18 protein-coding genes and 3 pseudogenes are annotated in these 20,491 nt (G+C 42.3%); 4 read left to right on the top strand and 17 right to left on the bottom strand.

Features of this window, described 5'->3' with window-relative positions; all coding sequences use genetic code 11:
- Genes D1B31_RS09150 through D1B31_RS09140 form a run of 3 tightly spaced genes read right to left on the bottom strand, consistent with a single transcriptional unit; the run spans nt 1 to nt 3,537 of the window.
- A complete protein-coding gene (locus D1B31_RS09150) occupies nt 1–1,983 on the bottom strand; it encodes a heme lyase CcmF/NrfE family subunit (RefSeq protein WP_118920474.1) in 1,983 nt (660 codons plus the stop codon).
- Between the two features lie 27 nt (nt 1,984–2,010).
- A complete protein-coding gene (locus D1B31_RS09145; protein WP_118920473.1) occupies nt 2,011–2,466 on the bottom strand; it encodes a cytochrome c maturation protein CcmE in 456 nt (151 codons plus the stop codon).
- 12 nt (nt 2,467–2,478) lie between these two features.
- Nucleotides 2,479–3,537 (bottom strand): hypothetical protein, encoded by a 1,059-nt coding sequence (locus D1B31_RS09140; protein WP_118920472.1) that lies wholly within the window; start codon nt 3,535–3,537, stop codon nt 2,479–2,481.
- A gap of 526 nt (nt 3,538–4,063) precedes the next feature.
- Here D1B31_RS09140 and D1B31_RS09135 point away from each other — a divergent pair.
- Nucleotides 4,064–4,411 carry a rhodanese-like domain-containing protein gene (locus D1B31_RS09135; RefSeq protein ID WP_118920681.1) on the top strand — a complete coding sequence of 116 codons (348 nt, stop codon included), beginning with the start codon at nt 4,064–4,066 and terminating at the stop codon, nt 4,409–4,411.
- A gap of 47 nt (nt 4,412–4,458) precedes the next feature.
- Here D1B31_RS09135 and D1B31_RS09130 read toward each other — a convergent pair whose 3' ends face one another.
- The 6 genes from D1B31_RS09130 to D1B31_RS09105 form a co-directional block, all read right to left on the bottom strand.
- Nucleotides 4,459–5,118: a c-type cytochrome gene (locus D1B31_RS09130; RefSeq protein WP_240035227.1), complete on the bottom strand. Its 660-nt coding sequence runs from the start codon at nt 5,116–5,118 to the stop codon at nt 4,459–4,461.
- A gap of 50 nt (nt 5,119–5,168) precedes the next feature.
- Complete coding sequence (locus D1B31_RS09125; RefSeq protein WP_158587509.1) at nt 5,169–5,828, bottom strand: response regulator; 660 nt, start codon at nt 5,826–5,828, stop codon at nt 5,169–5,171.
- Between the two features lie 279 nt (nt 5,829–6,107).
- Nucleotides 6,108–6,665, bottom strand: a complete 558-nt coding sequence (gene efp, locus D1B31_RS09120) for an elongation factor P (RefSeq protein ID WP_118920469.1) — start codon at nt 6,663–6,665, stop codon at nt 6,108–6,110.
- A 19-nt stretch (nt 6,666–6,684) separates the two neighbouring features.
- Entirely contained in the window at nt 6,685–7,746 is a 1,062-nt protein-coding gene (locus D1B31_RS09115; protein WP_118920468.1) for a M24 family metallopeptidase, read from the bottom strand.
- On the bottom strand, nt 7,734–8,195 hold the full coding sequence (gene aroQ / locus D1B31_RS09110; protein ID WP_118920467.1) for a type II 3-dehydroquinate dehydratase: 462 nt from the start codon (nt 8,193–8,195) through the stop codon (nt 7,734–7,736). Before aroQ ends, D1B31_RS09115 begins: the two co-directional genes overlap by 13 nt.
- Before the next feature lie 84 nt (nt 8,196–8,279).
- Nucleotides 8,280–8,783, bottom strand: coding sequence for a YqhR family membrane protein (locus D1B31_RS09105; RefSeq protein ID WP_118920466.1), 504 nt, complete (start codon nt 8,781–8,783; stop codon nt 8,280–8,282).
- A gap of 212 nt (nt 8,784–8,995) precedes the next feature.
- Here D1B31_RS09105 and D1B31_RS09100 point away from each other — a divergent pair, with 212 nt between their 5' ends.
- Together D1B31_RS09100 and D1B31_RS09095 are read left to right on the top strand one after the other, a co-directional pair.
- Nucleotides 8,996–9,940: a DUF1385 domain-containing protein gene (locus D1B31_RS09100; RefSeq protein ID WP_118920465.1), complete on the top strand. Its 945-nt coding sequence runs from the start codon at nt 8,996–8,998 to the stop codon at nt 9,938–9,940.
- A gap of 56 nt (nt 9,941–9,996) precedes the next feature.
- On the top strand, nt 9,997–10,377 hold the full coding sequence (locus D1B31_RS09095; RefSeq protein WP_240035234.1) for an SA1362 family protein: 381 nt from the start codon (nt 9,997–9,999) through the stop codon (nt 10,375–10,377).
- Nucleotides 10,378–10,406: 29 nt separating this feature from the next.
- Here D1B31_RS09095 and D1B31_RS09090 read toward each other — a convergent pair whose 3' ends face one another.
- The 8 genes and pseudogenes from D1B31_RS09090 to D1B31_RS09055 all read right to left on the bottom strand — a co-directional run bounded on the left by D1B31_RS09090 (nt 10,407) and on the right by D1B31_RS09055 (nt 19,781).
- Nucleotides 10,407–11,291, bottom strand: a complete 885-nt coding sequence (locus tag D1B31_RS09090; protein ID WP_118920680.1) for a patatin-like phospholipase family protein — start codon at nt 11,289–11,291, stop codon at nt 10,407–10,409.
- A gap of 100 nt (nt 11,292–11,391) precedes the next feature.
- Nucleotides 11,392–12,417: a spore photoproduct lyase gene (gene splB / locus D1B31_RS09085; protein ID WP_118920463.1), complete on the bottom strand. Its 1,026-nt coding sequence runs from the start codon at nt 12,415–12,417 to the stop codon at nt 11,392–11,394.
- A 247-nt stretch (nt 12,418–12,664) separates the two neighbouring features.
- Nucleotides 12,665–14,041, bottom strand: coding sequence for a TrkH family potassium uptake protein (locus tag D1B31_RS09080; protein WP_118920462.1), 1,377 nt, complete (start codon nt 14,039–14,041; stop codon nt 12,665–12,667).
- 214 nt (nt 14,042–14,255) lie between these two features.
- Nucleotides 14,256–15,374, bottom strand: a pseudogene (locus D1B31_RS09075) (vitamin B12-dependent ribonucleotide reductase); the annotation flags it as partial.
- A 295-nt stretch (nt 15,375–15,669) separates the two neighbouring features.
- A pseudogene (locus D1B31_RS09070) lies at nt 15,670–16,290 on the bottom strand (vitamin B12-dependent ribonucleotide reductase); the annotation flags it as partial.
- A 423-nt stretch (nt 16,291–16,713) separates the two neighbouring features.
- Nucleotides 16,714–17,586, bottom strand: a complete 873-nt coding sequence (locus D1B31_RS09065) for an LAGLIDADG family homing endonuclease (protein ID WP_158587508.1) — start codon at nt 17,584–17,586, stop codon at nt 16,714–16,716.
- A gap of 215 nt (nt 17,587–17,801) precedes the next feature.
- A pseudogene (locus D1B31_RS09060) lies at nt 17,802–18,590 on the bottom strand (ribonucleotide reductase N-terminal alpha domain-containing protein); the annotation flags it as partial.
- 357 nt (nt 18,591–18,947) lie between these two features.
- Nucleotides 18,948–19,781, bottom strand: coding sequence for a lipoate--protein ligase family protein (locus tag D1B31_RS09055; RefSeq protein WP_118920458.1), 834 nt, complete (start codon nt 19,779–19,781; stop codon nt 18,948–18,950).
- Nucleotides 19,782–19,976: 195 nt separating this feature from the next.
- On the opposite strand from D1B31_RS09055, the gene D1B31_RS09050 reads away from it, so the two are divergent.
- Entirely contained in the window at nt 19,977–20,360 is a 384-nt protein-coding gene (locus D1B31_RS09050; RefSeq protein WP_118920457.1) for a rhodanese-like domain-containing protein, read from the top strand.
- The last annotated feature ends 131 nt before the right edge of the window (nt 20,361–20,491 follow it).

The raw sequence follows: 20,491 nt of genomic DNA, 5'->3' as shown, positions 1-20,491 counted from the left end.
CTACACAACCTCCCTGGACGCGCCAGTGTATCTTGGGGTAACATTTTGGAATCTTCCATTCCAGACGGCGAAAATGGAACCGACAACGATTAGGAATGAGCCGAACCACATCCATGAAATCATTGGGATGACTTTAACAATAAAGGTTGCCCGCCCGTCATCCTCCCAGGCGCTCAGGACGATATAGAGATCTTCCTTGACACTCGAAACGAGGGCGACTTCAGATGAAGGCTGATCCCAGTTTCCGTAGAAAACTTTTTCTACTTCATAATTGCCCAGCCTTTTCCCATTTTTAAAAACGGTTAAATCAGCATAAACGATGTCATTGACTCCTTCTGATTTTTGGTCAAGTTTGTCATAGTTAATGCGATAATCGTCAATCTCAATGGAGCTGCCTATTTCCACTGTCTTCATTGTTTCGTGGTCATAGTTTTGTGAACCGATAATGCCGAGCGCGATAAAAGCGATTCCAAGGTGGACGATATAGCCCCCATAGCGCCTGCGGTTTTTCGTCGTCAATCTGTAAAGGGCAACAAAAACATTTTCACGGGTCATCTTCCTTCTAGCTTTTACTCCCCGATAAAACTCAAGATAGTGGGTGATGAGAAGGAGGATGATCACGCCGTTTCCAATAACCGCCCATGCCTTCTGAATTCCGAGGATTACCATAAGAACCATTGCGGCTACAGAAAGAATTGCCGGAATAAGGAAGTTTTTCTTCAGGTTTTTAATTGTTGACCTTTGCCATGCGAGCAGCGGGCAAACAGCCATCACAAACATCATTGATAAAAGGATTGGCGCCTGTACCGCATTAAAAAATGGAATTCCGACTGTTACCTTCGTTCCTCTTACCGCTTCGGATACTAACGGGAAGATTGTTCCCCAGAATACTGCAAAAGCTGAACCTACGAGGAGAAGGTTATTGATTAAAAAGCTGCTTTCTTTTGAAACATACGAGTTGAATTCCCCCGCACTGCGTTTAATCAGGTTGTAGCGGCTCATCAAGATATACATTGCGCCGATGACAGCCACTCCCATGAAAATCAGGAAGTATAATCCAAGATTTGAATTAGAAAAGGCATGGACTGAAGTCAACACTCCGCTTCTGACAAGGAATGTACCGAATAAAGTCAGAGCATAAGAGATAATGATTAAGCTAACATTCCAGACTTTCAGCATGTTCTTTCGCTCCTGGATCATAACCGAATGCAGGAACGCTGTTGCAGTCAGCCAAGGCATAAACGATGCGTTTTCAACAGGATCCCATGCCCAGTAGCCGCCCCAGCCGAGCTCCACATAAGCCCACTGGCCTCCAAAAATATTTCCAAGACTCAAAAACAGCCAGGCGATAATGGTCCATCTTCTTGTCATCTTGATCCAGAAATCATCCATATTTTTGAGAATTAACGCAGCCATGGCATATGCAAAAGGCACTGCAAGGCCGACATAGCCAAGATAAAGTGTGACCGGGTGAATAATCATTCCCGGGTTCTGCAACATCGGGTTAAGCCCTTTCCCCTCAAGAGGGATATTTGGCAGCAAGGTGAATGGCTTTGCTACGAATCCCAGTATGAGATAGAAAAAGACTGCATTGGCCATCAGGATGGACAGAATATAAGGAATCATTGGATTCCCCTTCATTTTCCTGGTGAACACGACCATTACAATGTATAAAGTCAGGAAAAATGTCCACAAGAGAAGTGACCCCGCATTTCCCGCCCAGAGGGCAGTAAGCTTATAAATGACCGGAAGTTCACTGCTTGTATAATCATTGACATATTCATATTGAAATTGGGAAGTTGCCAGTAAATAGAGTAAGGATAGCATGGCCAAGCTCGTACTGATAAACAGCCCGATCGCGGCCCCTTTTCCGCTGTTTATTAATCTCTGGTTTTTTACGACAATCCCGTAAGTTGTGGCAAGCAAACAATAAACTGCGAGCGCCAGACCTACATAGATTGTTGCGTTTGCGAATAAATACATTTTGTCACCTTCTTTAGTGTTTGGCCTTTATTCTTCAGTGGAGGTTTTTTTATCTAGTTTCTCTTTATGTGCCTCTGGATCGTAGTTCTCCATATCCTCGCCCTCGTACTTGGATGGGCAGCGCGTCTTGACAGTTTCAGCGGTAAAATGATTATTACCTGTTGGTGAACCTTGAAGGATTGTTATAACACCTTCGGAAAAATTATCAGGCCTGACTCCGTTATGGACAACATGCATAATATTTCCTTCATTGTCCTTTACATCAAACTTCAGCTCAATTTTATCGGCATCCCACTTAATGGATTCCTCAATAAGCAATCCTTCGACTGTAACGAAATCCTCTTTATGCTTTTCCTGGTTGGCTAAAAGATCCTTCAACTTCAATTCAACGCCGCTTGAGCCTGGCGTGGCCGCCATCAGAAGGAAAACAATCGCACCAGCAATAATAAAACCGCCCAGCATAACAATTGTGTTCTTTTTCATGTTCTGCTCCCCCTAAATTAATTTTTTCACCTGTTCATCATAAGCTTCCTGATCAATCTTGCCGCTTAGCAGCTTTTTTCTAAGTTCCTTAATTTCTTCTGCGTTCGAACCCGTTTTCTTTTGCTTTTTATCTGCCTGCTTTCCTGATGCCGCCTTTTTGCCCGGAGCAGGATTTTTCCTCTTATCCGCTTTGTTTCTTAAACCGAAGAACACAAACATTCCCGCTATGATGATGGATACGCCGATAATGACTCCCCCAGCCGCGCCAATGATTGGCCTATCGCTGGTCCCGCTGGTATTTCCTTCATCGCCGCCAGTTACCTGATCGGTTGCAGTTGTTCCATTATGGTTTTCGTCATTTGGCTTTTTAGTTGTATCAATCATTGACAGTGTTGAAGCATTTCCCTCTTTCTTATAAGAAACATTGTATTTGAAGGAATCTCCTATTTTGGCTGTCTTCTGCTGATAGAAAGCAATTTGTTCCCCATATTCACTTTTCTGTGTGCTTGAAGGTTTTGGATCCATTGCAATTTCAGTTGACTTTAGAGGTGCATAGATAATGACATCCAGTGTGTCAATCTCGGCTGCTGCTATATATTCGTAGGTGAATTCTTTCTTAGTCTTTTCACTTACTTCAATCGGATTGGAGTAATATTCGACAACAAAACTGTAGGTTGCATCCTTTTTTATCGGTTTTTCAGGAGTAAAGCTTACTGTTCCCTGCTCCTTATTTACTTCAAATGGCCTCTGCACCTCAGGTTTGTCGGCTGCAGGGAATTCCGCAACGAGGTAAATTTGAAAGTTTTTTTCGTCTGTGGGTACCGGGATTTCAACTTTTCCTGAATAATCCTCGCCGGTTTTGTTTGTAATCGTTCCATATAGCCCTACCAACAAGGATGGTTCTTCCTTTGGCCAATTTTCAGGGTAATCAAACTCAGGCATAACCTGGATCTGCATTTCCTTATACGGGAATTGTTCTGCCATAAATTTTTCTTCAGCACTCGCGCCGGAGGCGTTCAAGGAAAACCCGAACGAGGCAATGAGTAAAAACGACAGTAGTTTTTTCAACATATTAATCCTCCTTGACCTCTTGGAAAGTAAATGACTAGGAAGTACTATTTTCCAATATAGTCCTCTTTGAAATAAATATAATCGACTGGCCATCCTAATTGTTGAGGCACTCTTGAACATTTTGTTAAAGGCGAAAAAACGTTGCGGTTTGGACAAGAAAACAACATAATTTGTTCACAAATAAGTAAATTGCTGGTTTTTGGTAAAAATCACATGAAAAATTCCATAAAAACAGTAGTAAAGTACTAGTTTCATTGCTATAATAGATAAGTTTGTGAAGTTTTTAACAAATAGATTTGCCCTTACGCACTTTTCTTTCATTGGAGAGAATTCCTCATTTTTAAATTTTTCTCCCTCGTTGCTGCCTACTGATTACTATAAGACCTATCTTTTTTACCGGTTATTTTCTTTATGAACATTTTGTTACACTTGGTTTACCTTTTCCTGTTTTTCACAATTGGCCGGTTCAGAAAATATGTCCTGTCGTTTATAATCATGGCAAGGGCGGTGATGTTTTTTGAAAAGAATGTTGATTGTTTTAGTTTTTCTTCTTGTTTCGGGCTGTTCGTCTGCCAGCTATAAAACTGTTTCCGTAGATGAAGCGATGAAAATGATTGAGAATGGCAGTGTGAAGGTTCTTGATGTAAGGACTCCTGAGGAATATAACAGCGGACATATACCAGGATCTAAATTAATTCCACTTCAGGTAATCGATGGTTTATCGGAACAACTCGATAAAAACCAGCAGTATCTTATCGTCTGCAGAAGTGGAAACCGGTCACAGCAGGCTAGTGAACTGCTAACTGCTAAAGGTTATGAGGTGTTGAATATGGCCGGCGGAATGAATGAATGGAGCGGGGAAGTCGAGCAATAACAGAACAAAAAAATCCTTCCTGCACGAAAAAGGCAGAAAGGATTTTTTTATTCTTTATTTTCCAGAGAGCGGATATAAGAGACGACATCCGAAATTTGTTTTTCACTAAGTTGTCTGACACCTTCAAGTCCCTTCAGTGAAGGGGCCATCCGAGTATTTTCACGTCCATAAGCGGTCCCGATCCAGATTTGCTTGTCGGTTGTATATTTTAAATAAAGAGGATGAGAAAGAGCCGTTCCCATTTTTGGTTTACCCGCTCCGGCTTCTCCGTGGCATTGAATACAAGAAAGATTATAAACTTTCTCGCCTTCCGCCACACTTCCGGTAATTTTCTCCGGTACATCAAACTTCACTTTCTCTTTTTGCCAATTCCTCATATATGCAACAACGTTTTTCAGCTGTTCTTCACTGATTCTTGGCCCATATGCAGGCATTGCAGCTTCCGGCCGGCCGTATTTCACATAGTTATATAGATCTTTATCTGAAACTGAACTCAGGAAGACTTGGCTGCTGATGGCCGTTCCCACTTGCTTGCCTTCTCCTTTTCCCGTGTCACCGTGGCATATGGCGCATTCCTGTTTATAAAACTTTTCGCCTGCCTGTACAGCTTCATAGTTTTTCCCCTTGAAACCGTCCGTTGAGATAAAAACGGTAATTCCCAGGATGACAATAAGGACATAGCTTCCGATTAATAGTTTCTTTTTCATGACTGCACCCTTGCTTGGCATAGTTTAGTAGAATCGCCTTTGCATATTTGTTATACCTGCTGTAGCCAACCCTCGTTCATCGCATAGGAGGCTGCCTGGACCCGGTTATTTATTTGGAGCTTTTCCATGATATTTCGAATGTGATTCTTCACGGTGTTTTCAGAAATAAACAAGGCACTTGCGATTTGCCGGTTTGTCATTCCCTTTGTAACTTCAACCAGAATTTCTTTTTCACGCTTGGTCAGCATATTCCCTTTTTTCCCAGCCTCATGGCTGCATTCTTCAATTAGGGCAACACGATTGATTATTTGTTTTGCAAGCGGCCCTGAGAAAATATATTCTCCCCGGCAAACCATTTGAATGAAGGAAAAGAGCTCATTCGGTTGAAGATTTTTTTGCAATAAGCCCCTTGCTCCAAACTTAATCGCGTCGAAAAGATTTTTTTCATCCTCATCCGAGGCTAGCATTATGATTCGGCTATCCGGCATTTCCTCCATAATTAATTTTAACGTTTCTAAACCGCCCTCGGGCGCCAGATTTACATCCATTAAAATAACATCCGGATTTAATGACCTAACCATCGTCATTGCTTCATCGCCAGTTCGCGCTTCCCCTGCCACTTCAAGAGAATTTTCTCCTTCAATGATGCTTTCGAGCCCTTTCAAAAACAAATAGTGGTCATCGACAAGTAAAACTTTTATTTTTTCCATCAGGCAGCGAGCCTCCCTATTCTCCATGTGGCGGAAATTCCGCTTCTGGCTTTACTCATGCTTTGAAACCGTCCATATGCTAAGTGCTTACTAGTGATTAGCTTCATTTTAGTACTCGTGTAGCCATTATGACTAGTTATTTAGAGACAGTTTTATAAATTGTTCACAAATAGGGAGAGGAATCTTCACAATATCTTCATAAGTTTATGCTTTGGTTTCTCAAAAATAAAACCCGGCATGCAGTGCATGTCGGGTTTAGAGTGATATTTTTCATATAGCTTAAGCGCGGGATACGTAGCTGCCATCATCAGTGCTGATGATGAGGCGGTCACCCTGGTTCACAAAGAAAGGAACATGGACAACCAAGCCAGTCTCAAGAGTAGCCGGCTTGGAGCCGCCGGATGCTGTATCACCTTTGATTCCAGGCTCTGTAGCCGTAACTTCAAGTTCAACCGTATTCGGAAGGTCAATGCCAAGTGTTTCTCCGTGGTACATCATAATAGAAACTTCCATATTTTCTTTTAAGAATTTTAATTCGTATTCAATCGCGTTTGCAGGCAACTCAATCTGCTCATATGATTCGTTATCCATGAATACATGCTGGTCTCCGCTAGCATACAGATACTGCATCCGGCGGTTGTCAATTTGGGCCCTCCCAACTTTTTCTCCGGCACGGAATGTTTTTTCATTTATATTCCCGGTACGGAGATTACGAAGTTTGGAGCGGACAAAAGCAGCGCCTTTCCCTGGCTTTACATGCTGGAAATCCATTACGCGCCAGATTCCGCCGTCCACCTCAATTGTTAATCCTGTACGAAAGTCGTTTACTGAAATCATGTGTGTTCCTCCTAGTTCCTTAAAGAATAATCAATTCCTTGGTTGAATGGGTCAGAGCTTCATTATGGTCAAGTGTGATGACCGTATCGTCCTCAATTCTTACCCCGCCAAGTCCCGGGATGTAAATACCCGGTTCAACAGTGACGACCATGCCCGGTTCAAGAACCGTGTCGGATTTCTTGGATAACGAAGGCCCTTCATGTACCTCAAGCCCTATCCCATGTCCTGTTGAATGCCCAAAATACTCGCCGTATCCTCTTTCTGTAATCAGGTTCCGGGTAAGCGCGTCCGCTTCCTTGCCGGTCATTCCGGGTTTTATTCCAGCCATGCCACGAAGCTGGGCTTCAAGAACGATATCATATATTTCCCGAAGCTTCACATCAGGTGTACCTACCGAAACAGTCCTGGTTATATCTGAAACATACCCCTTATAATAGGCTCCGAAATCCAGAGTAACAAAATCCCCTGCCGCGATCACCTTTTCGCTTGCAACCCCATGAGGGAGAGCGGAGCGATAGCCAGAGGCAACAATAATATCAAATGATGAAGAAGTGGCGCCGGCCTTGCGCATGAAAAATTCAAGTTCATTTGAAATATCCAGTTCAGTGATGCCAGGGCGGATATAGTTCAAGATATGAGTAAATGCAGCATCAGCAATCCCCGCTGCTTCCTTTAATATCTTAATCTCTGCATCTGTCTTTATCAAGCGCAACTTTTCTATGGCTCCGCCGACTGGGACAAGCTCCCCTTCAAACTCTTTTTCATATGCCTCGTAAAGACTGTATGTTACATGGTCCTTTTCGAATCCAAGCTTTTTAATGCCAAGCTGCTTAGCCTGCGCGGCTACTTCTTCCTCCATAAATCCATTATGGTTGATTACTTCAAACCCTTCGCACTGTTTGGCCGCCTGCTCCATGTATCGGAAATCCGTTATAAAAAGTGCTTTATCGGCACTAATTAGTACCGAACCCGCAGATCCTGTAAAGTTGGATAGATAGCGGCGGTTAAATCCGCTCGTCACAAGTATGGCGTCAACACCTAACTTTTCAAACTCTTTTCTTAATTTCTCTAATTTTGACATGATCGATTCCTCTCCTTTTCAATATCCAACAGGGCCAAAAAAGCAAGCTCATATCCCTTTGTGCCGAATCCGCTTATTTGGCCTTTACACACCGCGGCGGTGACTGAAACATGTCTAAAGCTCTCTCGCGCATAAATATTTGATATATGTACTTCAATAACAGGAACGGTTATTCCAGCAATCGCATCCCGTATGGCGTAACTATAGTGCGTGAATGCTCCCGGGTTAAAAATAACGCCTGAATATCCCTCCTCCTGTGCTTCCTGAAGCCAGTCAATCAGGGTGCCTTCATGGTTGGATTGCCTGCAGGACACCTCTAATCCATGCTCGGCACCAAGTACTGAAATGGAAGTTTCAATGTCCGCCAATGTTTCTATCCCATAAACGCCTGGCTCACGCTTCCCAAGCATATTTAAATTAGGGCCGTTCAGCAGCAATATTTTTTTCATTTCTCCTATCCCCAAATCGTAGAAATTCTATGTACGCATCCTTTATTTTACCAGACTATTCTAACATACTCCCCCATTATTCTCCTACTCGGAAACTTCCCTTGCAGAATGTTCGTTTTGGTATTCCCATGAAATTGAATAACCAACAAAGACCCCATATAATATAAACAGGCAAACGGACGTCACCATTGTATTTCGATCCAAGTCCTTGTATGGAGAAATTCCGGGAAACATAGGATTCAGCAATAAAAAGACGAGAAGAAAAAGTAAAACGCCGTAAGCAACTCCAGAGAGAAGACCTCCTGCTTTTTTTAAAACAGCCGCATAAATAAATGCCACCCCTATTGAAATAATCCCGATCAATATAATCGAAACAAGCGTTCCCGACCATTCATGTTTCCAATGGCCTAAAGCCCATGGTTCGAGAATAACTCTTGGCGGAATTTTTGTGAAATGAAAATAATAGCCTATTTGTCCTATAAAGCTCCAAAACAGGCCTCCCCACAATCCTGTTAAAAGTACTTGTTTCCCAAAACTTTGCTCAGTTTTTTTTTGCTCTTTCCCGTTTTTGAACAGATCCTCTTCCATTCGTTTCACCTTGCCTTGTCAGTAAGTTTAATCGCTTCATGTTTAGTATGTACGGTTTCCCTTATTTCCCTCCATCGCCCTGAAGTTAATTATTGTTGTATAAATTTCTTCAAACCTAGAGGTTTTTGCATTTTTTTAGTAGAATAAGGATAAGTACATGCAGCCTATTCAGCTGAGTGTGCAACTTCGAGATTAGGTTGGTGTAATAAAAAATGGCAAATGAGCAAAAACCCGTTTATGGAGGCCAGGCAGTTGTCGAAGGCGTCATGTTTGGCGGAAAACACAATTATGTTACCGCTGTCAGAAGGAAAGACAATTCCGTTGAATATTTTCACCTGCCCCGAAAGACCCGTCCATTCGTCGCCTCCTTAAAGAAGATTCCGTTTGTTCGAGGAATCGCGGCAATTATCGAGGCAAGCGCAAATGGTTCAAAGCATCTCAATTTCTCCACAGAGCGCTATGATATAGATCCAAAGGATGATGCGCCCATTGAAGAACAGGAAACGTCAAAACTTTCGATGGTTCTGGGAGTTGCCGCTGTGGGCGTTATCTCATTTTTATTCGGTAAATTCCTATTTACGTTAATTCCCGCTTTCTTGGCCCATTTGACATCGCCTGTTTTTCCCGGGCGAACATCCCAGGTTTTGATTGAGGGTCTAATCAAACTGATCCTGCTTCTTGCATATATATATATTGTATCGCTTACCCCTATAGTAAAAAGGGTATTCCAATACCACGGTGCTGAGCATAAAGTGATCAACTGTTTCGAAAGCGGACTCGAACTTACTGTGGAAAATGTACAAAAAAGCTCCCGCCTTCATTATCGGTGCGGATCAAGCTTCATCTTATTTACTGTCATTGTCGGCGTATTTGTTTACATGCTCGTTCCGACCGATCCTCTATGGGTACGGCTTTTGAACCGGCTCGCGTTGATTCCTGTTGTCCTCGGAATTTCATTTGAAGTTTTACAGTTCACGAATAAATTGCGTGACGTCCCTGTCCTCAAATGGCTCGGCCTTCCGGGATTATGGCTTCAGCTGTTGACAACAAAAGAACCTGATGACAGCCAAGCAGAAATTGCCATTCTCTCGTTTAAAGAGCTCTTAAAAATGGAAAAGAATAGTGAAGAGCAACAAGAGGCAGAAGAAATTGTATAAAACCTTTTCAGCGGCGTTTAAAAGTGGGGAAAATTGCTAAAGATGCTCTTAGGGAGGTGGCTATCTTGAAAATTCGGAAATCCGTTCTTTTAATAGGCGCTCTTATACTTCTTGCGGGAATCGGCATAATAGGACAATTGGTTAAAAACCCTGCTGGATTTTTCCAACAAATTGCACTAATGGTCTTGTTCGGGCTCGTGATTTTCTTTCTCTTCCGCCGGTTTACTGGATCCAGCCCTAATAAAAAAGAGCAAAGGCTTTTCCTCAAAGCTGCCAGAGAATCGAAAAAACGTAACGCACATAAAAATGAACCCCCAGGACGGAACGTTATTCAAGGTTCACTCGCTTCATGGAGAAAGCCGAAAAAAAAGGCAAATGTCCATCTTACCGTAATCGAAGGCAAAAAAGGCAAAAAGAAAAACCGGGCTTCCTTATAGGTGGGCCCGGTTTTTTGACGGCCATTTAATTAATAGCTCCATTTTCTAAAAAATTGTTCGGCGCATTCCCGCCCATGATGAATCAGTTTCGTTTTTCGTTCCTCCGTTAAACCAAATTCTGTCGACCCGACCCCGGCCGTAGGAATAAAAATAATGTTTTTTGCATGCTTTCGTGAAATATATCTCGCATCATGGGCTTCCTTCATCGTCTCGAAAAGAGCATCAAATAATTGGATAGCATTTTTCACCTTGTGCGGGGGGTGATTCTCGGGATCATGGCTTAACTGAATTCCAAGGACCGGCCGCATTTTTTTAACATTTTCGCTGTCGAACAGCCACATAGGAAAGTTGCTCAGCACCCCGCCGTCTACTACGATATTCATTCCTTCCGGGCTCTGAAGCCTGACGGGCTCAAAAAAATATGGAATGCTGCAGCTCATCCGAACGGCTTTCGCAACTGGGAAGGTGTCCGGTGAAACTCCATATTTAGGCAAATCATCCGGCAAAACAACCATTTTTCCGTTGGTAAGATCGGAGGCCACGACTCTTAGTGCTCCTTCCGGCAAATCACCGAATGTCCTCACTCCCCGTAAGGCGAGCTTTTCCGCAATCCATTGTTCGAGCGCTTCCCCTTTATATAAACCCATTTTCCAATATACCAAGAGCCATTTTGCCACAGGAGAAGGGATCAGAAGTTTACGGGCATCAAGCAATTTATCGAGTTTCAACTCATCTAGGAGGCTCTGCATTTCTTTGCTTGTATAACCTGCGGAAATCAGGCTCGCCACAATAGAACCCGCACTTGTTCCAGCCACCCGGCAGAACTTGAACCCCCGCCTTTCAACGGCCTCGCAAGCCCCTATCAGTGCAAATCCCTTAATGCCCCCTCCGGAAAAAACACCATCTATCAGCATGGATGCCACTCCCATCGATGTATTCCTCCTACATCTTTAAGCGGCTTCCTGCAAATTTAGTACACTGGACAAATTGTTATTTTGTTTTACATCTTAATATTTAGGTAAAGTACTGGACTTCGGAATCCGGGAAGTATTCGTGGATGTATCCTTTAATCGTTCTTTCAAGCTCGGCAGCTTCCTCTGTTGGATACACATACTTGCCGATGCCGTAGCGTCCCCATTTGTACTTGCGCTTTTCTTCATCCATTTCAAGCTTAGTCTTCGGATAACGCTTGAGAATGACATTTTTGGCAGGCTTTGTAAAGCGATGCTGAATCATTTCAAAGGTAAGCCCGTTGAGCGGGACCCCTTCAAGTGATACCTTCAGCCTTTCAAAAAGCTCCTGGTAGCCTTCCTCCCAGCCTTCATGCCTGTAAATGGGAGCGACAATGAATCCGAGCGGATATCCTGCAGTGGCGACCTTTCTCGCCGCTTCAAGCCGGTCATCAAATGACGAAGTTCCAGGCTCAAAATTTTTGATTACATACCGGGAATTGACACTGAAACGAAACCTTGTTTTTCCGTTGTGTTTCGCATCCAGGAGATGGTCAACGTGCTGGTATTTGGTCACAAAACGTAAGCGGCCAAACTCAGTCTGGCCGATGAATTCGATTGTTTTCTTTAACGAGTGTGTCAGATGGTCAATTCCGACAATATCCGATGTACAGGCTGCTTCAAATCGGGTTATTTCCGGGGCGCGTTCGTCAATATATTTTTGCGCCTGTTCGAAAATTTCGTCCAGGTTTACATACGTTCTGATATACGGCTTGCTTCCGAGCGTTGTCTGCAGGTAGCAGTAGTGGCAGTGTCCCATGCAGCCTGTTGCGAGCGGAATGGCATACTCCGCGGAGGGCTTGGACGTATCAAACTTCAATGTCCTCCTGATTCCTACAACAAGTGTCGATTTCGCATTTCGATATTTTTGAAGTTCATTTTGTCCAGGAATGTTCCTGACTTGGTTATGGGAAGTTGTTTCCCGTATTTCGATGCCCATCCCTTCAAATTTGTCTTTCAGTTCACGGGCGAGCGGGTATTCTAGTGCCTGTGGTTCAATATAAACGAGCTGCGGCATAAATGGTTTCATCGTGTTCCCTCTCTTCTTTGCAATACTAATTTGTTTTAGTATTGGCAAAAGGGATACACGCAATATAAAAAAGAGGACGGAAAAATTTTCCGTGATGCTTTAAAATAATGTTTCATTAAAAATACCTCATAAACCCATATCATCCGTTAAATGAAAAGAACCCGTTTTGAAAAATCAAAACGGATTCTTTATTTGTGGAAGCATCGTATAATTCTTATAAAAAAGTTTCAACTATACGTACCCATTGTTAACCTGTAATAACTCTCTCTTTTGGATAACGATAATTAACGTCCTTATTGCCTTCTCCCCCGATAATAAGAAAGACAGAAGTTAAACCAATTCTTCCAATAAACATTAAAACCATTAGAATACATTTAGCAAAAACACTAAGTTCCGGGGTAATCCCCATGGATAAGCCTACTGTACCGAAGGCAGAGCAAACTTCCAAGAAAATAGCAATAAGCTGCTGCTGGCTATCGGAAAAACTTATTGCAATAACCGATACTGCGCACATAACTATAGCTAATAAAGTAATCGCCAAAGACTTCATAATATCATACTGATGAAGTTCACGGTTAAAGACCTTGACTTCACGCTTTCCTTTCGCAAAATTATAAATAAATAATAAGTTTAATGCAAGCGTCGTTGTCCTGATTCCACCGCCCATAGAATTGGGAGATCCGCCTATAAACATTAAAATACTCATAACTAGAAGCGTAGGAGTTGAAAAGTCTGTAATATCCATTGTAGTAAAACCAGTACTTCTTGTTGTAGCTGATTGGAAAAAAGCATAAAAAAATGTTTTATGCCATGGAACATCCTTAAAATAATGCTGGAATTCAAGCAGGAAAATAAGGATTGTTCCGATAACAAGAAGAATCCCGTATGTAGCTGTCGTTACCTTTGTAAATAAAGAAAATCGGAAACGGTATTCACCTTTTATCTTTTTCCTGGATAAATACTCCTTCACTTCAATCAATACAGGAAACCCAATGGCTCCAATGATAATTTGTATTATCGTTATGAGTTGCACAAAATAATCATTTGCAAAAGGAACATAAGATTCTCCGGTTATATCCATCCCAGCATTAGTCGTCGCACAAACCGATGAAAATAAGCCTTGAAGAAACGCTTCCTTCCAGTCAGGATAATAATTCAAGAAATGAAATCCTAAAATGATACCACCGAAAAGCTCAATAAATATAATCATTTTCAAAATATCTCGAACTAATCGAACGAGTCCTGATAACGCAAACTGATTATTGTCAATCATGATGAGACGCCGTTGTTTTAATCCAATTTTATGGCCTAAAAGCAACCAAAAAAACGTGCTCATGGCCATTATGCCAATGCCCCCGAATTGTAACACGAGCATAATGATAAAATACCCAAATACGCTATAAGTTTCCGATATATTAAATATCGTCATACCTGTGTCAGTCACTACACTGACAGCCATGAAAACTTTATCAAAAAAAGACAATTCTACCTTAGGTTTATAAACTTGAGGCAGGCTAAATAATAGAATTGATATCATAACCGCTAGTAAATAATAGCCTGTAATAATTTGGGCAGGAGATCGTTTTTCTAGCCACATTCGTACCTTACTCACTTTGCACCCCATTTTTTGTATCCTTATTAACAAGTGGATAGTTAGTTTTATGCTAGCTCGCCTTCAACTTTGTTCCTCATGATAAAGCTTATTCTAGCTTAATGTCGGGCAACTTTTAACACATCATCTCCTATAAAAAACACCCCTATGGATTATCATATCCAAAGGGGTGTTTCTCCGCAATTTTTTTAAAAACATCGCAGCTTTGTTTCAAAGCCACATGGTTTTATAGTCCACACTTCAGTTGTGCGTTGCAGTTTGTACAAGTGTTACAGCCGCCGATTTCTTTTACTTGTCCTTTTCGGCAAACTGGGCAAGTGTTTCCGACTTCAGAACCGATCGTGACATTTGTTGATCTGAGGTCACTGATGGTGTCTACAAGGACAACACGCTGCTTAGGTTTTGACTGAAGCTCGAGAGAATCTTCAACAGTATTCTCTTCCGCCTTAAGTGTAAGTACCTGTGAATCACGGGAGCCGTCAACATAAACGGTTCCGCCCTTGGCACCGCCCTTGTAAAGGCGCTCGTACACTTTTTCAACCTGTTCTACACTGTAGCCTTTTGGCGCGTTAACCGTCTTACTGATGGAGCTGTCAATCCAGCGCTGGATGACGCACTGTACATCAGCATGCGCTTCAGGTGCAAGTTCCATGGCAGTGACAAACCATTGTGGAAGGTTATTTGGATCTGCCTCAGGGTTACTTTCCAGATATTCGCTTACAATATCTGCTTTCACTTCGATGAACTTGCCAAGCCTTCCGCTTCTAAAATAAGAGAAGGAGAAGTATGGCTCAAGTCCTGTTGAAACTCCGACCATTGTCCCAGTAGATCCCGTGGGCGCAACGGTCAATAAATGTGAGTTGCGAATTCCATTTTCCAGTATAGCTCCCCTTACTTCTTCAGGCATTTTTTGCATAAAGCCTGTTTCTGTGAAAGCCTTCCTCAAGCGGTTTGTTTCTTCTTCATTCTCACCTGCTAGGAATGGGAAGCTCCCTTTTTCTTTAGCCAGTTCGACAGATGTCTTATAGGCTGTGACCGCAATTGTTTCGAAAACCTTATCAACCAGTTTATTTCCTTCTTCCGAGCCATACTCTGTTTCACAGTAGATCAGAAGATCGTGAAGTCCCATGACTCCTAGACCAACGCGGCGCTCTCCTAGTGCCTGTACCTTGTTCTCCTCAAGGAAATAAGGAGTTGCATCAATGACGTTATCCTGCATCCTGACGCCAGTTGCAACGGTTTGCTTCAGCTTTTCAAAATCAACAGTTTTCGTTTCTTTGGCTGCCATTGCCGCAAGGTTTACCGCAGCTAAGTTGCAGACAGAATATGGTGCGAGAGGCTGTTCCAATTTAAATAATAAAAATTATTGTTATCCCAAAGGCTTTTTATCCTCTGGTTCTAACGGTTCATTTCCCGTTAGTTCAGCATATCTTTTCATTACACATTCAACAATTTGAGACATCAGATAGAATGTGTAATGTTGCGGCCTCGTGGATGGATTATATTCTGCCTAAGCAGGTTCACCATCTATGCGTTGCCCCTGACCAAAGTTTTACCTTTTAGCCTTCGGTTCGGATTCCCAATCTCAGGGTTCCCGCTTAATTCCGCAATTTTTAACGTGAGGCAAACTAAGCTACTCTACCACACGGGTTGGTTGCAACCACCTTTTGCCCATATGCTTGGGCATTTGTCATGTCATTGGCATTGTCGATAAAGAAAATGCCTGGTTCAGCCGAATAAGTGGCACATATGTTGATCAAATTCCAAAGCTCTTTTGCTTTAATTGTCTTATAAGTACGGACTTTGTACCCCATTTTCTCCCACTCGCGTACGTCGCCCACTTTATGCCATTCTTCGTTGTAAATTTTCATCATTTCTTCATCGTAGGTCTCTACTGCAGGGAAACGAAGTTCATAATCAGCATCGTTTTCGACTGCGTCCATGAACTCTTTTGTCAGAGTCACAGAAATGTTGGCTCCTGTCAGGAATTCAAGATTATGGACGGAATAGTTGCCGCCTTCTTCTAGCTTTTCTTCAGCTTCAGCAATGATTCGTTCGCTGAATCCGCCGTAACCAGGAATATGCTTGTAATTGATGATTCCCTGGTACATCGCTTTTTCCTGTTCCGTAAGCGGTGTGAACTTCAGCTTGTTCTTTGCCTGCTTTTGAATCCACTCATCAGTCGTATTCTCAATAAGGAAACGCAGGATTTTAGGGTTTTGCATTTTAGAAATAATGAATTCAATAATATCTGGATGCCACGTACATACCGTTCCTTTCGGAATATTTCGCTGCTTTTGCAACCGGACTAGACTATATCATCACCCTCAGCTTGATCTGTTAGGGGCCGGGCGCTAATGAGAGTTTATTGTTGGGACTCACTCTCTAGTCGTTGGACCTTCGCCATCACCTATGCCCGATGACGCTTGGCTGCAGATTGTCCAATGCATGGCAATTTTTATAGCATTCACGCTCACCGTTTCCAGTCACGTTGTAGCTTGCCAGCCTCTAAGGATTTCCCCGCAATTCACCCGATTTTCTTGTCGTTCATTGTCTGAACGACGCGGACTAGTGCATCTGTTAATCCGCCAACATTATCATTTGTGCTCCACGCTTATTGTTACTCGCTTACTAGCGGGCCTGGTCATTTCTGCCAGGCTCTCATACTTTCATATGAGATCAGACTATCTTATCAAAGAGAGAATTTTATCATATTTACGCTGAAGTTTAATTGTTCCACTTTTATAGAGCTTGTTATAAATTAGTCGGACATCAGCCATGCTTGAAATGTAAAGGTCATAACAGCCTTGTTTTGCAGTAATAGATTTTACATTTTTCCCTATTCCATTTTCCTTAAAAAACCCTAGGATGGATTGCATCATACATTTAGTTCCGGTAAAACCCAGTCTAGTTTTAAGATAGCCGTTCCTGTAATAAACTCGAATATGCCCGTCTGCATCAAAGAATCCTCTAAGAAAAGCCCATTGGAGTACTTCACTACCAAATTCAATCCACTCTTCTTTGCCTGTCTTTTGAGGTTTAATGCCTAATTGAATCAAATCATTACACATTTTTGTAGAGTTAATAGGTAATGAATATTTATTTTGTTCCTTTGTACTCCTCGTCTTTCGGAACTTAACAGCAGAAGGCATATTTAATTCCTTCGCAATGTCGTACAGAAGTTGTTTATCAGTTTCGGCTAAGGTTAAAACTAACCTTTTAGACTTTCCTCTATCCACGATAGTTCCATCTCCCAAAATATACCCAACAAGATACGTATTATTAGGAGTATTGATTGTGGAAAAGTAATTTTCATTGTATGGATAGATTTTGGTTTTTATTTTTCCTGCTTCCCCGGGTTTTCTCGGAACAAAAAACTTTAATTCTTTATTCCATCTTAGAATAGTACCTCTGCTTACATTCAAGGCTTTTGAAATTTCAACTTGGCTTAACCCTTTATTATGAAGCTCTTTTATAGTGTTAATTAATCTCTCTTTGTCTCGCGCCCCGTATGCCCGTCTCCGTGGCATATGGTTTACTCTCACCTTGGAATCCACATCTAACATCCTTTCTTATTTCTCTATGCAGAATCTTTAGGTGATTTTAATAGTCGTTGAACGTTCTTCTCCGTTTCCAAAGAAGCTTCGCTGCTGATTGCCCAATCCTTATCATTTTCAAACCTTCACGCCCGCCGTTGCCGGCCACGTTGTGGTTGATAAGGCTCTAAGGGTGTTCCAGCAATTCGCGAGATTTTAATCCCGCCATGGTGTTAACGGGATCCACCTTGCTCAACAAGATGTGTAAGCTTGGCGATATCGTCCAGCCAGGAGACTGAACCTGAAGACTTTCCGTTTACCCCTCTTGCCAGTGTTGCTCGCGGCCTTAAGGTCGATCCATTCGTTCCAACCCCGCCTCCACGGCTCATGATTTCCATCACCTGTTTACGGTGGTCAGAAATCCCTTCGCGTGAATCCTGGACAAAAGGCATCACATAACAGTTGAAGAACGTCACGTCCGTTTCTGCTCCAGCTCCGTACAATACTCGGCCCGCAGGAATGAAGTTCAAGTTGACGAGTTCTTCGTAAAACTTGTTGAACCACTCGATTTTCTTTTCTTCTGTCTTTTCAACGGATGCAAGGCCTGTGGCGTTCCGCTTGGCAATTTGCTCGTAGAAAATTTCCAGTGGCTTCTCGATTACATCAAGTGACCTTACAATGACGCCAGTTTCGATTTCCTCTGGGGTATCAAGCACGCCCCTAAACTCATCATCAACCATGACAGTGGCCACTTTCTTTTCCCAATCGATATCCAGGATATATCCCAATCCTCTTGCAGGGAATTTAGGATCCTCCTTCACAGTCAGGACGACGAAATCACCTTTTGTCAAAGTGATTTTCTCTGTGTCTTTAAATGTGTATCGGTCCAGCATGACCAGGCGGGAAACTCCCTTATGAGTGATGTACATATCCGGAGTAACAGGATGAACCTGGGGGAATAAACGGATATCTTCGTTTAACCTTTCAAAATCAATATTTAGTTTTTTTCTTAGCGCTACAGACATGATCACATCTCCTCTGCCAATATTCTCTCTAACCACATTTGTCGAACTCTTGGATGTCTAGTTAAATCTAGTTGTTTTTCGAGATACCCTTAAACTATCATACCGAAACCATAAAAATCAATATATAGTACCTGAAATATTTTCAACACTACTATATATTGGGTGTGAGGCAAAATAATAAATTTTTGTCAAGAAAGGATTTGATTAAAAAACGGAGGAAAAAGGAGATTTCGCAGGAATTTCTACAGGAATTAATTAATTTTGACATAATTCGAAGGTTGCTACTCAAAAAGAACATCCAATAAAGAACAGGTAAACATTCCCACGAAAACACGAAAAGAGCGGTGCTCCGCTCCCTTATCTCTTAAAATTCCATTCGTCGTTCTCATAAACGTCCCGAGCAATCTTTTCCACCTGGCTGATTTGTTCCTTTGTTAAACAATAAGGAATTAATTCAATACCAAGTCCCTCTTCAAAACCTTTTTTGAAAGCTGATTTTGCTTCCTCAAGGCTTATCCGCCTCCGGCTAATTTCATTGATTGCAACTGCCTTGTTTTTGAAAGTCTTTCTCATCCGTTCCTTGACCCTCTCATTCGGATAGTGAAACAACGAGAATAGTTTATCTTCATCAAGGTCTAGAAGAATGGAGCCGTGCTGCAGAATGACCCCCTTCTGGCGTGTTTGGGCACTGCCAGCTACCTTTCGCCCCTCCACAACAAGCTCATACCAGCTTGGTGCATCAAAGCAGACAGATGACCTTGGGTTTTTTAGAGAGTTTTTTTCTTCCTCGGTTTTAGGAACGGCAAAGTCGGCGTCCATGCCAAGATTTCTAAATCCGTGCAAGATCCCTTCTGAAATAACCCGATATGCTTCGGTAACGGATACAGGCATATTAGGATGCTCTTCAGAGACAATGACACTGTATGTAAGTTCATGTTCATGGAGAACCCCTCTGCCGCCGGTCGGCCTTCTGACAAAACCAAGCCCATGCCGTTTAACAGCTTCCATATTAATCTCTTTTTCTGCCTTTTGAAAATAACCAATCGACAGTGTGGCAGGATTCCAGCCGTAGAAGCGGATAGCCGGAGGAATTTTCCCTTCACTGTGCCACTCGAGCAATGCTTCATCAAGTGCCATGTTAAACGATGGTGACCCATCCCCCGAATCAATGTAAAACCATTTCTCCTTCATCTAAGTCCCTCTTTTACTGGTTAACTAGTGATAGCCGCGAATTTTAGTCTATCAGAACAAACATTAAAATCATAGCAGGATGATTTGCCACCCATCCCATTAAAAAGAATTTTAGGGAATCCCTTTACTGCACCCATCTTAAGCTATACAATTATACTTGTTGTCGTAGCAAAGCTTGAAAGGAGTACTGGAAACGTGAGTCCACTTTATTTTATGCTGGTTGCCATAGCTGGTTTTCTCATCTACTCAATCATTATGTGGTTTTACCAGCGCAGAATTGTTAAAACCCTGTCTGAAGAGGAGTTCCGCGCGGGCTATCGTAAGGCGCAACTGATTGATGTCCGGGAAGCCAACGAATTTAACGCCGGCCATATCCTTGGCTCGAGAAACATCCCGTTATCCCAAATGAAAACACGCATGAAGGAAATCCGTCCCGACTTGCCTGTTTATCTATATTGCCAAAGCGGAATGCGTAGCGGCCGCGCAGCGCAATTCCTGTATAGAAGAGGGTATAAAAACCTGAGCCAGCTTGAAGGCGGCTTTAAGAAATGGTCCGGGAAAGTAAAAGCGAAGAAATAATATTCAAGCCCACTGCATTAAATGCGGTGGGCTATTACTTTTGCAAAAAACTTTCTTAAAGAGGGACGTTGATTACCGTTCCTTCAACACAAACTTGAAAAAAATGCGTTATGACTTTATCCAATTCAACA

The organism is Neobacillus notoginsengisoli, from assembly GCF_003515685.1.
Classification (GTDB): Bacteria; Bacillota; Bacilli; order Bacillales; family Cytobacillaceae; genus Bacillus_D; species Bacillus_D notoginsengisoli.
Note: the sequence above shows the minus strand (reverse complement) of the source record. Positions and strands in the feature narration are given on the sequence as shown.